General features: G+C 71.8%; 10 protein-coding genes. 4 read left to right on the plus strand and 6 right to left on the minus strand.

Translation table 11 applies throughout. The features are described 5' to 3' along the window. Positions 1-5 precede the first annotated feature (5 nt). The gene (locus tag ACFWXC_RS22640) at positions 6-671 is read left to right on the plus strand and encodes a nucleoside/nucleotide kinase family protein (RefSeq protein WP_384481293.1); all 666 of its coding nucleotides are present in this window, start codon (positions 6-8) and stop codon (positions 669-671) included. Positions 672-771: 100 nt separating this feature from the next. On the opposite strand, the gene ACFWXC_RS22645 is transcribed toward ACFWXC_RS22640, so the two are convergent. The 6 genes from ACFWXC_RS22645 to ACFWXC_RS22670 form a co-directional block, all read right to left on the minus strand. After that, a complete protein-coding gene (locus ACFWXC_RS22645; protein WP_384481295.1) occupies positions 772-2,589 on the minus strand; it encodes a hypothetical protein in 1,818 nt (605 codons plus the stop codon). Positions 2,590-2,652: 63 nt separating this feature from the next. Next, positions 2,653-4,359: a hypothetical protein gene (locus ACFWXC_RS22650; RefSeq protein WP_384481297.1), complete on the minus strand. Its 1,707-nt coding sequence runs from the start codon at positions 4,357-4,359 to the stop codon at positions 2,653-2,655. A gap of 2 nt (positions 4,360-4,361) precedes the next feature. Beyond that, entirely contained in the window at positions 4,362-5,264 is a 903-nt protein-coding gene (locus ACFWXC_RS22655; protein ID WP_351744975.1) for a carbohydrate ABC transporter permease, read from the minus strand. Continuing rightward, the gene (locus ACFWXC_RS22660) at positions 5,261-6,175 is read right to left on the minus strand and encodes a carbohydrate ABC transporter permease (protein WP_384481299.1); all 915 of its coding nucleotides are present in this window, start codon (positions 6,173-6,175) and stop codon (positions 5,261-5,263) included. Before ACFWXC_RS22660 ends, ACFWXC_RS22655 begins: the two co-directional genes overlap by 4 nt. Before the next feature lie 122 nt (positions 6,176-6,297). Then, the gene (locus ACFWXC_RS22665) at positions 6,298-7,620 is read right to left on the minus strand and encodes an extracellular solute-binding protein (RefSeq protein WP_384481301.1); all 1,323 of its coding nucleotides are present in this window, start codon (positions 7,618-7,620) and stop codon (positions 6,298-6,300) included. A gap of 276 nt (positions 7,621-7,896) precedes the next feature. Beyond that, the gene (locus ACFWXC_RS22670) at positions 7,897-9,030 is read right to left on the minus strand and encodes an ROK family transcriptional regulator (RefSeq protein ID WP_351744969.1); all 1,134 of its coding nucleotides are present in this window, start codon (positions 9,028-9,030) and stop codon (positions 7,897-7,899) included. Positions 9,031-9,354: 324 nt separating this feature from the next. Between ACFWXC_RS22670 and ACFWXC_RS22675 the strand changes: the two genes are divergently transcribed. The 3 genes from ACFWXC_RS22675 to ACFWXC_RS22685 all read left to right on the plus strand — a co-directional run bounded on the left by ACFWXC_RS22675 (position 9,355) and on the right by ACFWXC_RS22685 (position 14,250). Further along, the gene (locus ACFWXC_RS22675; protein WP_384481303.1) at positions 9,355-10,260 is read left to right on the plus strand and encodes an N-acetylglucosamine kinase; all 906 of its coding nucleotides are present in this window, start codon (positions 9,355-9,357) and stop codon (positions 10,258-10,260) included. Positions 10,261-10,536: 276 nt separating this feature from the next. After that, positions 10,537-12,468 (plus strand): phosphatase PAP2 family protein, encoded by a 1,932-nt coding sequence (locus ACFWXC_RS22680; RefSeq protein ID WP_384481305.1) that lies wholly within the window; start codon positions 10,537-10,539, stop codon positions 12,466-12,468. A gap of 93 nt (positions 12,469-12,561) precedes the next feature. Further along, positions 12,562-14,250: a phospholipid carrier-dependent glycosyltransferase gene (locus tag ACFWXC_RS22685; protein ID WP_384481307.1), complete on the plus strand. Its 1,689-nt coding sequence runs from the start codon at positions 12,562-12,564 to the stop codon at positions 14,248-14,250. Positions 14,251-14,331 lie beyond the last annotated feature (81 nt).

The raw sequence follows: 14,331 nt of genomic DNA on the forward strand, positions 1-14,331 counted from the left end.
TTTGCGTGCCGCTGACTTTCGACGACCTCCTGGACCGGGCCCGTTCACTGACCGGACGGGGTCCGCGCGCGATCCTCGGCATCGCGGGCAGCCCCGGCGCCGGCAAGACCACGCTCGCCGAGCATCTGGTGCGTGAGCTGAACGGCTCCGGCGAGCCGTGGGTGGCGCAGGTACCCATGGACGGCTTCCATCTGGCCGACGTCGAACTGGACCGGCTGGGCCTGCGGGACCGCAAGGGCGCGCCCGCGACCTTCGACGCGGCCGGGTACGCGGCGCTGCTGCGGCGGCTGCGCGAGGACGCCGGCGAGGTGGTGTACGCGCCGGGCTTCGAGCGGGTCCTCGAACAGCCGATCGCGGGCGCGATCCCGGTGCCGCCGGCGGCCCGGCTGGTGGTGACGGAGGGCAACTACCTGCTGCTGGCGGAGGGTCTCTGGGCGCGGGTGCGGCCGGCCCTGGACGAGGTGTGGTTCTGCGAGACCGACGAGGCCGAGCGGATACGGCGGCTGGTCGCCCGGCACGAGGAGTTCGGCAAGGCGCACGAGCAGGCGGTGGCCTGGGTGGCGAGCACCGACCAGCGCAACGCCGACCTGGTCGCGACGACCCGGGACCGGGCGGACCTGGTGGTCCCGGAGGCCGCGCTGCCCGCGCCGTACGACGCGGGCAGCCGGTGACCTGAACGTTGGCAGCGCCCCGAAAGGGGCGCGGGGAACTGCGCGACCAGCCCCGACGGCGCAGCAGCCGAACGACGGCACGGCACTTGCAGCGGAGCGCTCAGCAGCCGGTGAGGGCGAGGCCGGGGTCGCCGTGGGCGTCCGCGGTCTCGATGACGGCCGTGAACGCCTCGGTGTGCACGGTCAGATCGCCCTCGAAGGACGGCGTGAACGCTCCGCCGGGCCCGTACCGTACGGCGAACACGTGCAGGTGCTCCGGTGCGCCGGGCGCCGGTTCGGCCTCGTACGCCGTGGAGGCGACCAGGTGGCGCCAGCCCTCGTCCGGGTTGCCGTAGCCGCGCGGGTCGGCGGCCAGTGCGAACGCGGCCTGCTCCTGGGTGAGTTCGGCACGCGCGTCGAAGTGCTCGGCGCCTTGGGGTGCGGGGTGGGTGAGGCGCAGCGCGCCCGCGGCGGCGATCTCGCCCTCGGCGACGCGGCGCACCCGGTCACCGTCGTCCGCCGCGTACGGCAGCCCGGCCAGCAGGTACGGCGTGCCGGCAAGGCGCTCGACGGCCACCGTCACCCACAGCCGGGTGCCGTCCGTGACGTACAGGGAGCGCACATGGCGCAGCACGTGGTCGCGGCCCACGACCGGCTTGCTGACCAGCTTGGCGGTCAGGCCGTCGGCGTACAGGTCCCGGACCCGGACCTCGCCCATCGGCCGGCAGTACAGGAAGCCGTCCAGGACCGGGCCGAAGCCGTGCTGCCGGTTCACCGCCGCCGGGAGGTGGTAGGTGCCGGCCGCCTCGATCAGTGCCGGGGTCATCCGGTGGTCGAAGGCCACCGAGACGGTGCCCGCGCGGAGTTGGTGGCGGGCCGGGACGGTCGAAGGGGTGCGGTGCCAGGGCGTGGTGTCCTGGGTCTGCCAGACCAGCATCCAGGCGAAGTGCCCGTCGACACCCCCGTCCGCCTTGACCGCGTGCCGGCCCCAGTTGGTGTCGCCCCGGTAGCGGCCCAGGTCGGAGCCGATCCGGGCGCCGAAGTAACGCAGCCCCAGGACGGACTCGAAGCCGGAGTGCTGTTCGCTGTAGCGGGGGCCGCCGTTGTCGAAGCCGCCGCCCGGCAGGCGGGCGTCGAGGTAGCGGGCGAGCGCGTCGCCGTCCTCCGCGAACATCGCCTCCCCGCTGATCCGGTGGGCCTGGGCGAGGAAGGACAGCGAGATCGGGCCGTAGTTGTTGTCGTAGGCGCCGCCGTGCTCGGGGGGCAGCAGGGCACCCCGGTCCAGGACGCGGTGGGCGCGGATCTCGTCGGCGTACAGGGCCAGCGCCCGCCCGCGGACCTGCTCGCCTTCCCCGGCGGGAAGGTGGCGGGCCAGCATCAGCCCGCCGACCACGCACCCGATCGCCTGGTTGCCGGCCTCCTGCGGGTTGAAGAAGGTGGCCTCGGTGAGCCAGCGCCAGTAGCCACGGCTCAGCTCGACCAGCTCCGCGCGCTGTCCGTCGTCGACCAGGCCGTCCGAGAGGTCGAGGACATTGACGGCCTGGAGCAGCGCCCACACCGTGCTGGGCCAGTCCCCGATCGGGTGCGCGCCCGGCGCCAGGACGTACCGGGCGTACGGGAGGCCGGAGTCGCGCACCGTCAGGTTCGGGTAGCCGGGGTTGTCCTCGGTGTAGACGCGCTCGCGCAGATGGAAAGCGAGGCTGCGGTGCACGGCCTCCGGCAGCCGCGGGTCCTTGGCGCGCTGCCAGGCGAGGGCCAGCAGCGAGGTGACGCCGAGGGAGGTGTCGCCTATGTCGTCGTCGGCGTCGGGGTGTTCGAGGTTGCCCTCGGGCATGAGGCGGGCCAGGGCCTGCTCCACGACGTCGGCGAGGACCGCGTCGTACGCCTCGGGGGTGGACGGCAGGTCGTGCAGCGGGCCGAGCTGGCGTGGCAGGTGCATGGGTGGATCAGCCCTTCATGCCGGAGGTGGCCATGACGTGGTGTGTCGGGGTCGGACGACAGGCTAGGGACGGCGGGCGCGCAGTGCGACGGTCAGGGTCTGAGGACCGTGCCCGCCGATGTAGACGCGGTTCCCGGTCGTCGCGTCGGTGCCGCCCACCACGGTGTGGTCCTGACCCGGGTCGTACCGCAGAACGTCGCTCCGGTCCGGCCCGGCAAGGGGTTCGCCTGCCTCGACGTCGGCCTCGACCCGGATCTCGTCGTCACCGACCCGGTAGGTCATCGGCCCGGTCGTCAGACACCACTGTCCGTCGCCGATGGGTACGGCGCCCTCTGGCACGCCGCCGGGCCGGAAGGTCAGTTCGAGGGCCCAGGGCACCTTTGGTCCGCTGATGTCGATCCGCAGGTCGACACCGTCTTCCCGCAGCTCGGCTTCGACGCGGGTCGTGTGGGAGACCTCGTCCCGGGGCCGGTCCGGGAAGGCCATCGCGGCCGAGAAGCGTCCCTCGTCCGTCATGGAGTAGGCGCCGTCGTCCCGTCGCCGGTCCGGCGGGAGCGGCTGGTAGTAGGCGGCGGTGAGGGTTTCGGTGAGCCGGTACCGGTGGTCGGCGAGCCGGTGCATGTCGGCGGCGCGGAACGGGCCCAGGTCGAAGAATCCGCGGGAGAGGCGGACCGCGTCGAGGACGGCGTCGCCGGCGAACAGGCGCAGGAAGGTGGGATTGCAGGCGAGGCCCGAGCGGATGCGCCGGTGTTCGGGCACGTCCGAGCCGCCGTACAGGACGCTGTGCGCGGTGGCGGAGGCACGTGCGGCGAGGCGCGCCGTGGCGATGTACCGGTCACGGGGAAGGGGTTCCGGCGCCGGTGCCGGCAGCACGCGGCACAGGTCGGGGGTGAGGACGGTCTCGGCCAGCAGGTTGGGGTCGTCGACACCGCCGGCCGCTGCCCACCGCGCCGCCCGGCTGAAGTCGCCCCGGCCGGTGCGGATCGCGAGCAGCCGGTAGTGCGCCAGGTAGGGCGCCAGCGGGAACGGGTGGTTCTGGTCCTGGCGCCGCGAGTGGACGGTCTCCACCGTGCCGTCCGGTCTGATGAGGTCCAGGGTCGCGGTGAGGTTGCGTTCGACGGCGTCCCACAGGTCGGTGCGGCCGAGGACGTCGGCCAGGAGCAGCAGCGACGGGTTGGAGACGTGGGCCGCGTAGTTGGCGCTGCGCTCCGAGTACAGGCCCTCCGCGTCGATGTCGACGCCCTCGGCGAGCCACGCGTCGATGCGGTCGAGCAGCCTGCTGTCCGGGAACGACCGGTGCAGCCGGGCCAGCGCCGCGCACAGTTCCCAGCGGTGGTTCGGGGTGTGCACCCCACCGGTCAGGAGAGCGCCGGAGGCGGCGCCGGCGATCTCGGCGAGCGCGGCCGTGACCTCGCCCAGTTCCGGCCCCGCGCCCGCGGCGAGGACGTGCGCGTCGCACACGTCGTTGACGGTGAACGCGGAGTCCGGTGGTGACTGTACGTTGTCGCCGCCGGCGAAGAAGCCGGTGGCGGTCTGCGCCGCCCGGAGGGCACCGAGGTGGGTCATTGCGGCGGCCACGGCCTGCCCGCTGCCGTGCAGTGCCGAGTCCGGGGAACGGTACGCCGCGACCAGGGTCTTCACCCGGCGGGCCAGCACGCGGTGGGTCACACCGGCGGGTTCCTCTTCGGGGCCGGCCGCCAGCGGGGCGGCCGACCGGTCGGCGGCGCCGGCCACCGCGCGGACGAACTCGTGGTCGAGCGGGGTGGGCACGGTCAGTCCTTCAGTCCGGCGTTGATGTCGGCGCCCATGACGTAGCGCTGGAAGACCAGGAAGATGGCGATCAGCGGGATCATGGAGATGACCGACGCGCCGAGCAGGACCGACCAGTTGATGTTCTGCGCGCCGACGATGCTCTGGATGCCGATCTGCACGGTGAACTTGTTGGGGTCGTTCAGCATCAGCAGCGGCCAGATGTAGTCGTTCCACCGCCACTGGAAGGACAGGATGGCGAGGGTCAGCATGATGGGCCGGGAGAGCGGCACCATGATCCGCAGGAAGATCGACAGTTCGCGGGCGCCGTCGATGCGTGCGGCTTCCACGAGTTCGTCGGGGACCGTGATGAAGAACTGGCGGAACATGAAGCAGCCGGTCGCGGTGAGCACGGCCGGGAGGATGATGCCGGCGAACGAGTTGTAGAGGCCGAGGTTGCGGACCACCAGGAACTCGGGGGCGAGCATGACCTCGCCCGGCAGCATCGTGGTGGCCAGGATGCAGATGAAGAACGCCTTGAGCCATTTGTTGTCGTACTTGGCCAGCGCGTACCCGGTGCAGCAGCTGACGCCCACCGTGAGGATCGTCGTGACCACGCACACGATGGTCGTGTTGATGAAGTACTGGGAGAAGTTGGCACTGCGCCATGCCTGGGAGTAACCCGACAGGGTGGGGTGGTGCGGAATCAGCGTCAGCGGATACGAGAACAGGTCCCCGGCCGGCTTGAGGGAGCTGAGGATGAACCACAGCACCGGCAGCCCGTAGAGGCACGCCATGATCCACAGCAGTGTCGTCGCGGGTACCGCCCGCCGGAACCCGCCGCTGCCCGCGCCGCGGGGCCGCTTCTTGGAGACGGGCCGTCCGGGATCGGCGTCGACCGGGCGGGGCATGTCTGTGGTTGTCATCGGTTCTCCACCCGCCGGTTGACGATCAGCTGGATGATCGCGACGGCCATCAGGATGAGCATGAGCACGAACGACGCGGCGCTCGCGTAGCCGATCTGGCCCCGTTGGAAGCCGGTCTGATAGATGTACTGGACAAGCAGGTTGTTCGACGTTCCGGGTCCGCCGTTGTTGAGGGAGACGAACACCGGGTATTCCTTCATCGCGTTGATCGTGTTGAGCAGGATCACGATGAACGAGGTGGGCGCGATGCTCGGCAGCGTGATGCTGATGAACTGGCGCCAGGGGCCGGCACCATCGAGCGAGGCCGCCTCGTAGTACGACACCGGCACGTTCTTGATCGCCGCGATGAACAGCAGCATCGAGAAGCCCGTCCAGGCCCAGGACGCCGCGAACACCACCACCAGCAGCGACAGGTCCGCGTTCGACTGCCACGGAACGGCGGACCCGCCGAGCTTCTCGATGATGTAGTTGACCAGTCCGAAGTTCTCGCCGAACAGCCACCGCCACAGGACACCGACGACGATGGGCGACAGCAGCCACGGGATGAAGAAGATGACACGGGCGACGGACGCGCCCTTGGCGTGCTTGCTCACCAGCAGGTTGGCGGCGAGCAGGGAGAGCGCGAAGTTCAGCGGAACGAAGAGGACGGTGTACAGCAGCGTCCGGGTCAGCGCGTCGTAGAAGGCGGAGTCCCCGAACAGGTTGTGGTAGTTGTCCAGTCCGACGAACTGGAACGCCCCCACGCCCGTGTAGTTCGTGAAGGAGTAGACGAGCCCGATCACCGCCGGCCACACGAAGAACAGCGCGAAGAGCACGACATTGGCCGCGATGAGGACGAGCGGCGCGAGGGTGTAGGTGCTGCGTCGTCGCCTGGGCGGGCTCACGGACACGTCCGCGGCGCTTTTTGTCATCTTCCTGACTTCCGTGCTGGTGGATGGATTGCTGTGGGCTCACACCGTGAGCCCGGCATCACGTGGCGCCCAGGGCCGGGCGGCGGTGTTCGATCCCGCCGCCCGGGCCCTTGGGCCTGCGATCAGCCGCCGACCGCCGTGTTGTAGCCGTCCACGATGTTCTGCAGGGCCTTGTCGACCGACTGCTGGCCGTTGATCGCCTTGCCCAGCTCCGTCTTGGTCGGGTCGGTGGCGAGGCTCTTGCCCTTCAGCACCCAGTTCGTCTGCGCGCCGTTGAAGTAGCCCGAGATCGGGGCGTACAGCGGGATCTCCTCGTTGTACAGCTTGAACGCCGCCTGCGCCGCCTCGGAGGTGAAGGGGTACTTCGGGTTCAGACCGCTCTCGACCGGGAGGAACCCGGAGGTCTCGACCAGCTCGGTGTACTGCTTCGGCTCGTACACCCAGGACAGGAACTTCTGCGCGGCGGTGGCCGCGGCACCGTTGTTGTTGAAGCCCACCATCATGCCGCCGCTGTTGACGTCACTGGCCTGCACCGGCTGGGCGGGAGTCGGGACGCTCGCCCAGTCGAACTTCTTGATGCTGTCCGCGAAGGAGGCGACCTGCCACACGCCGGACCAGTAGGCGACCACGTCACCGCTCTGGAACATGGCGGACGGGTCGGCGCCGCTGGTCCACACCGACTTCGGCATGGTCTTGTCGTCGTTCAGTCCGACGAAGTACTTCACGGCCTTCTTGGTCGCGGCGTCCACCGAGAACTTGCCGGAGGAGTCCGCGTGGACGTACTGCCCGCCCATCTCGTACACCATGGCGCGGAGCCGGGACGGCGACTGGTCGAACGTGAGGGAGTACTTGGCGCCGGTCTTCTCCCGGACCTTGTTCGCCGCCGCGATGAACTCGGTCCAGGTCCAGGTCTTCTCGGGCGAGGTCGGGACGGCGACGCCGGCCTTCTTGAACAGCGTCTCGTTGATGAACAGGCCGGACGCGGTGACGTCCGAGGGGATGGCCAGCACCTTCCCGGACGAGTCCTTGGCGAGGAAGTTGGCGTTGATCTTGTTGGTCTTGTTGTTGGCGATGGACTTGAGGTCGATCAGCTTGTTCGACCAGATCGGGTCCAGCGCGGGCACGTCCGCCACGTCGGGCAGCGAGTTCGCCTGCGCGGCGTTGTGCAGCTTCGTCGGGTAGCCGTCGTAGGGAATGTTGACGAGCTTGACGTTGACGCCGGCTTCCTTCTTGTACTGCGCCACCAGCTTCTTCCAGCCCGCGTCCTGCCCCGGAACCGTGGAGATCCAGAACGTCAGGGACTTGGAGGTCCCGCCCGAGCCGGACCCCGACCCGCAGGCGGAGAGCAGCAGGACTCCTGCCGTGGCCACGGCAGCGAGAGGAACCAGGCGGCGCATGCCGCCGCGGCCGAGTCGGCGAGAGCGCCGCACACCCACAGTGGTCATCTTCGATCCCATTTCGTCGTACGGACGGAGCACGGCGCCGGCTGAGGCGGCACGGGTGCATTTTGAAGGAAAAGTCGCTTTCCGGGGGGCGCGGCCTCGCCCGGCCGCATCGTCCACGCGGGGCGAGATCCCCGGCCGTCCTGGCCGTCACCGCACGGGCACGCCCTCGTGCGGTTGCCGTACGTCGTGTACGGGCTGGGAGGCTCACCCCAAGTCAGCGTCCCGGCCGACTTAGAAAGCGCTTGTCCGGACATTGGCAGACCGATAAGGAAGCCGTCAATCCTTCACCTGCGCGCCTTCGGTCACGTTTTGGACTCCCTTGGCCACCGCGAGCCGGGCCGCACCCACGACAGTACCGAGATCCCCGATCTGGCTGCTGACCACCTCGGTGGGCCAGCTCAGCCGCCCCAGCTCGGTCCGCACCCCGGGCAGGAGCTGCGGGTCCGCGCCGGTGCTGCCGCCGAGCACGATCAGCCCCGGGTCCAGTACGGCGGCCACGGCGGCGGCCAGCCGGCCCACGTCTGCGGCATGCCGGGCGACGAGGGAACGGGCCGGTTCGCGGCCCTCGGCGGCCAGCGCGAACAGCCGCTCGGCGGTACGGGGGCATGGACCGTCGATATCCCGCCAGGCCTCGGCGGCCCGGCGCAGCAGGGCCTGCGAGCCGACGTACGCCTCCAGCGCCTCCTGACGGGGCTCCCGGTCGTCGTCCCAGGGGTAGGGCAGCCGGGCCAGCTCACCGGCCGCGCCGTTGGCGCCACGCAGCACCTGGCCGCCGATCACGATGCCCAGACCGATACCGACGCCGATCCGCAGGTAGCCGAAGGTGCGGCGGCCCCGGGCGGCGCCCTCGTGGAGTTCGGCGAGAGCGGCGCAGTTGACGTTGTTCTCCAGGTGGACCGGGACCCCCGGCGGCAGGGCGACCGAGACCGCGTCGAAGACGGGCCCGGCCTTGGCGGTCGCCGGGCGCATCCCGGTGCCCGCCAGGTCGGGGGCGGTGACGTCACCGATGGCGACGACGATGGCCCGTAGCGGGGCGCCCGCGGGCAGCGCGGCCAGAGCCTCGCGGACGGCGTCGGCGGCGCGGGTGCGGGGCGTGTCCGCCTCGGCGAGCAGCGTGCCGTCCAGGGCGCAGCCGCGCACCCGGGTGTGGGCCGGGCCGAGGTCGACGGCGAGGACCGAGCCGGAGGCGGGCCCGAGGCCGTAGACGGCGGCGGAGCGGCCGGTGCCGCCGGACGCGGTGCCGGAGTGGGTGGCCAGCCGGGCCCCCTCCAGCTCCGCGACGGCGGCGGAGACCGTCGGCTTGGACAGGCCGGCGAGGCTCGCGAGCTGCGGCCGGGTGGCGCTGCCGGCCTGGGCCAGCACGGCGAAGACCGCACCGGCGCTCTCGGTGAGCCGGGGGGCCTCAGTCACGACGTGTTCCACAGTTCCCCCATGGGTCAGGGGCCGCGCTCCCCCGGGTGTCGCGGGATGCGGCGATGCGGTGCCCTTGTGCCGCGCGGTTCTGGCCTCGACAACGTCCCGTTGATCGAGTCCGCAGCGACTCTTGACGCACTGTACTTCGTTAGTTAACTTCCTAACGAAGTACACGGTACTCGCCTGCCGTGCTCCGCAAGAAGCCCGTCCCGGGGCTTCCCGACTTCCTCAACTCCTGTCCGGCCAGGCACGGTTCGCCCGCCGTCGCAGTACAGTGCCAGGCTCTTCGGCGCTGTTCGCCCAGACGACGAAAGAGGATCCGTGCAGGACGCGTCTTCTTCCCCTCTTGTGATCGGCATCGACGTGGGGGGCACCAAGACCCACCTCCGCGCGCTCACCGGCGCGGACCTGGTCGCCGATCACGTCCGTTCGAGCAGCGGCTGGCGGCCGCACGAAGCGGCCGCCGCGGCCCGCTGGCTGACCGCTCTCGTCCACGACGCCCTGCCTTCCGGCACCCGCCCCGCCGCCCTGGCCGTCGGCGGGCACGCCTGTGAGACCCCCCGCCAGTGCGCCGGCATCGCCGCCGCGCTGCGGGAGCTCCTGGACGTGCCCGTCCAGGTGGTGGGCGACGCCGAGCTCCTTGTCCCCGCCGCAGGCCTGGACAAGGGTGTCGGCCTGGTCGCCGGCACCGGCTCGGTGGCCGTCGGCCGGCAGCCCGACGGCAGCCCCGTGCAGGTGGGCGGCTGGGGCGCGGTCCTCGGCGACGAGGGCGGCGCCGCCGGACTCGTCCGGGAGGCCGCCCGCGCCGTCTGGGCCGCACACGACCGCGGTGAGGTCCCCGACGCCCTCGCGACCGGACTCGTCGCCGCCTTCGAGGTGGCGGAAGTTCCTGCGCTCGGCGCCGCCCTTGAGGGCGCCTCCGACGTGTCCGCCGAGTGGGGCCGGCACGCCCCGGTGCTTTTCACCGCGGCCGACGCGGGCTCCCGGCTCGCCGCCGACGTGATAGCCGACGGCGGCCGCGCCCTCGCCGGCCTCGTGGTCCGGCTCGCCGCCCGCGGTCTGGCCGTGGACGACGTGGTGGTCGCGGGCGGCACGATCCTCTCCCAGCCACGCCTGTACGACGCCTTCTCGGCCGCGCTCGCCGAGGCCGTACCCGGGGCGCGGCCACAGCCGTTGCGGCTCCCGCCGGTCGAGGGCGCGGTGGCGCTGGCACGTTCGATCCTGTGAGAAACCCGTCCGCGGCCCGTCCGGTCCCGCATGCCTGGACCACGGGCCGTTCGGTGCTGCGAACACGCAGGTCCAGGCCTGTTCTTCCTGTGAACCACCGGGCTGTCGTTCAACTCCGGGTCATGCGAGGGTCGTCGGACCATGACCGCCGGGACACGAACTCGCCCTAGAACTTCGCTCGTTCAACACTTTTCCCACGCGAACCCACACGCTCACGCGCATCCGGAGCATCGACCGTCCGCGTGAACTCCCCCAGAACTCAAGAGAGGCACACCCATGCCGTCACCTGCCGGGCACCGCTCCGCTTCTCCGGCCCGTGGAATCCCCGTCGGCCGACGGGGATTCCTGAAGACCTCGCTCGGCGCGTCGGCGGGTGTGCTGGCGGCCCCGACGTTCGCCGGGTGGCTCGCCGCCGCGGACGCCAAGGCCGCGACCGCTCTCGCGTTCGTCGACGACTACAAGACGAACATCAGCACCAACCTGACCGCCGACACCAACGCGGTGGTCCGCATCCTCGGCGGCTTCGCGCGGATATGGAAGACCGGTTCCGCCTGGAACACCGGGAGCGTGCTGCGCGCCGACATCCTGCGCGACAACATGCGCTACTGCGCCAAGATCACCGCCAGGCGCTCCGCGGCCGAGGCGAAGAAGGCGTTCCTCTACGACCGCCAGCACCAGAGCTACGCGATGATCGCCGGCCTCGGCCCGCTGGCGGACCTGTACAAGACCGGTTCGCTCGCGGTCACCTCGATCACCAGCGCCCCCGACGGGACGCCCGCGACCACCGTCAACGACGCCGTCCCGGCCGACGCCCCGGCGGGCTCCGCGCTCGGTGCCGGCTCGCACGACTCGGCACTGGGCAAGGTCGCCGAGCTGGTCGACACCGTGCGCGGCAACTACGCCTCCGGCAACCCCTCCAAGTACGCCTACCAGTACCCGCGTCCGTGGCGCATGAACGAGGACAGCGAGGTCGTCGACACCGGCAGGACCGACGCCTACGGCTTCCCGGTCTACGACTCCGAGGTGATCGTCGCCCCGCAGCTGCTGCGCCAGCGCAACACCTCCCCGGTCGACGACGGCGGCTTCCCCTCCGGCCACACCAACGCCTTCCACCTGGCGGGCCTCGCCTACGCCTACGCGGTGCCGGAGCGCTTCCAGGAGCTGGTCGCCCGCGCCCTGGAGCTGAGCGACACCCGCATCATCGCCGGCATGCACAACACCGTCGACGTGCTCGGCGGCCGCATCATGGCCACCGCCCTGGCCGCCGCCACCCTCGCCGACCCGGCCAACGCCGCCCTCAAGGCGGCCGCCCGCGCCCAGGCCCTCGCCTACTTCGAGGCGCGGACCGGCAGCACCGCCGACACCCTGTACGCCTACGCCCACTCGGCCGGCACCGCCGCCGACCCGTACGCCGACCGCGCGGCCAACGAGCGCGCGGCCACCCCCCGGCTGACGTACGTCCTGCGGCGGCAGGGCGGCGACCTGCCGCTCACCGTGCCCAAGGGCGCCGAGGTACTGCTGGAGACCCGCCAGCCCTACCTCACCGCCGACCAGCGCCGCGAGGTGCTGCGCAGCACCGCCCTGCCCGCCGGCTACGTGCTGCTGGACGGCGTCGAGCAGTGGGGCCGCCTCAACCTGTTCGCCGCGGCGGACGGCTACGGCGCCTTCGACACGGACGTCACGGTCACCCTGGACGCGGCGGCCGGCGGCTTCTCGGCGGCCGACAGCTGGCGCCACGACATCGACGGCCACGGCGGCCTGACCAAGCAGGGCACCGGCACGCTGACGCTGACCGGCGGCAACGGCTACCGCGGCGGCACCGTGGTGGCCGGGGGCACCCTGGTCGCCGCCTCGGACGAGGCGCTGGGCCGCGGCGACGTCCGGATCGAGGCCGGCACCCTGCGGGTGACCGGGGACCTGTTCGTGCGGGGGACCTACACGCAGGACGCGGGCACCCTGGAGGTGACGCCGGGGCAGGGCCGCAAGGCGCCGCTCCAGGTGAAGCACCTGGCCGTGCTGGGCAAGGGCAGCACGCTGTCCCTGAAGCTCGACACCGAACACCCGCCGGCCGCGGGCTGCACCCTCCCGGTGCTCGACGCGCCGCGGCTGCGCGGACAGTTCGACCACATCGAGCTGAACTCCGACAAGCTGCGGGCCGTACCCGTGTACACGGCAGACGGTCTGTCGGTGCGACTCGTGAAGCGGTGACGCGCCCGGTGGCGGGAGCGATGCGACAGTAGGGCCCATGTCCCTGCTCCTGATCGCTCCCGTCACCGCGGGCCCGGCGTCCCCGCGGGGCGGATGATGGCAAGCGAACAGCAGTCGGTCCTCGATCCCGGCCACCTCGACGACCCCACACCCGCCCCACGGCCCGCCCCCGCGGCCCGGCTGACCGCCGCCCTGCGGGCCCGCCGCCGGTGGCTGGTGCCGGTCCTGGTGGTGCTGCTGCTCGGCCAGATGGCGGTCGCGATGGTGACCACCGCCGTCCAGCAGACGCCCACCATCGACGAACCGGTCTACGTGGCCGCGGCCACCGACTACCTCCACGAGCACCGGCTGCGCTACAACCCCGAGCACCCGCCGCTCGGCAAGCTCGTCGTCATGGCCGGGATCGCGGTCGCCGACCCGCACTACGACCCGTCGTACCGGGGTGACCAGGGGCAGGTGGGCCGGCATCTGCTGTACGCGTCGGGCAACGACCCCTGGCGGCTGATGCTGTGGGCCCGGCTGCCGGTGATCGCGCTGACGCTGCTGTTCGCCCTGGTGGTCTTCGCCTTCGCCCGCGAGGTCCTCGGTACGGCCGCCGGGCTCCTCGCGCTCGCCCTGTACTGCTTCTCCCCCGACCTGATCGCGCACGGTTCGCTGGCCACCCTGGACGTGCCGTCGGCCGGGTTCGTGCTGACGTCGGCCTGGCTGCTGTGGCGGGCGCGACGCCGCCCCCGGCTGTATCTGCCCCTCGCCGGGGCCGCGCTGGGCGCGGCGGTGGCGACGAAGATGAGCGTGCTGCCCGCGCTCCCGGTGCTGCCGGCACTGGCGGTGCTGTCGGTGTGGGGCGTGCGCCCGGGCCGGGTGCGGCGCACGCTCACGGCCGCGGCGGTGGTGACGGCGACGGCGGTCGCCGTCGTGTGGCTGTCCTATCTGGCCGTCGATCCCCGGCTGCGCTCCGTGTCCGCGGTGCCGGTCCCGGCGATCCACGGTGTGCGGGGCCTGCTGGTGGATCTGATGCCCTTCCCGCACGCCTACCGGGACGGCATGCGCCTGCAGTTCGGCCTGGAGGACTATCCCTGGCAGGGCTATCTGTTCGGGCACCTCTACACCGGCTCCCGCTGGTACTACCTGCCGGCCGCCCTGCTGGTGAAGACCCCGCTGGGCATGCTGGCGCTGTGGGCGGCCGGTGCGGTCGCGGTACTGGCGGTACGGCGGCTGCGGCCGGCCGCGCCGTACGTGCTGCTGCCGCCGTCGGTGCTGCTGGCCTCGGCGATGACCGGGTCGCGGGACTTCGGGACGCGGTACGCGCTGTTCATGCCGATGTTCCTGGCCGTGGGCGGAGCTGCGGTGCTGGCGGTGCGGTGGCGGTGGTCACGGCCGATGGGCGGGGCGCTGCTGCTGTTCGTCGCGGTGAGTTCGCTGCGCACGTTCCCCTTCTATCTGCCGTACTCCAACGAAGCGTTCGGCGGTCCGGCGAAGACGCATCTGCGGCTGCACGACTCCAACGTGGACTGGGGCCAGGACCTGGGCCGGCTCGCCGACCGGCTGCGGGAGCGCTACCCGGGCGAGCGGATCTGGCTGGTCTACAAGGGCAGTGGCATCCCGGCGTACTACGGCATCCACGCCACCGACCCCCGCACGGTGCCGCCCCGCGAGGTGCACGGGCTACTGGTCGTCTCGGACTCGTCGGTCGCCAAGGCAAAGGGCCGGCTGGCCGCGCTGATCGACAGCAGCCGTGCCGTCGACGACGTCGGGCATTCCATCACCGTCTACCGGCGGTGACCACCGGAACCCCGGCGCCGGCCGCGCACGTTGTGCTTGCGGCCGCCGGGGCGGTCGGGCTGTCGGCACAACCCCTGGTCA

The organism is Streptomyces sp. NPDC058683 (assembly GCF_042716195.1).
Classification (GTDB): Bacteria; Actinomycetota; Actinomycetes; order Streptomycetales; family Streptomycetaceae; genus Streptomyces.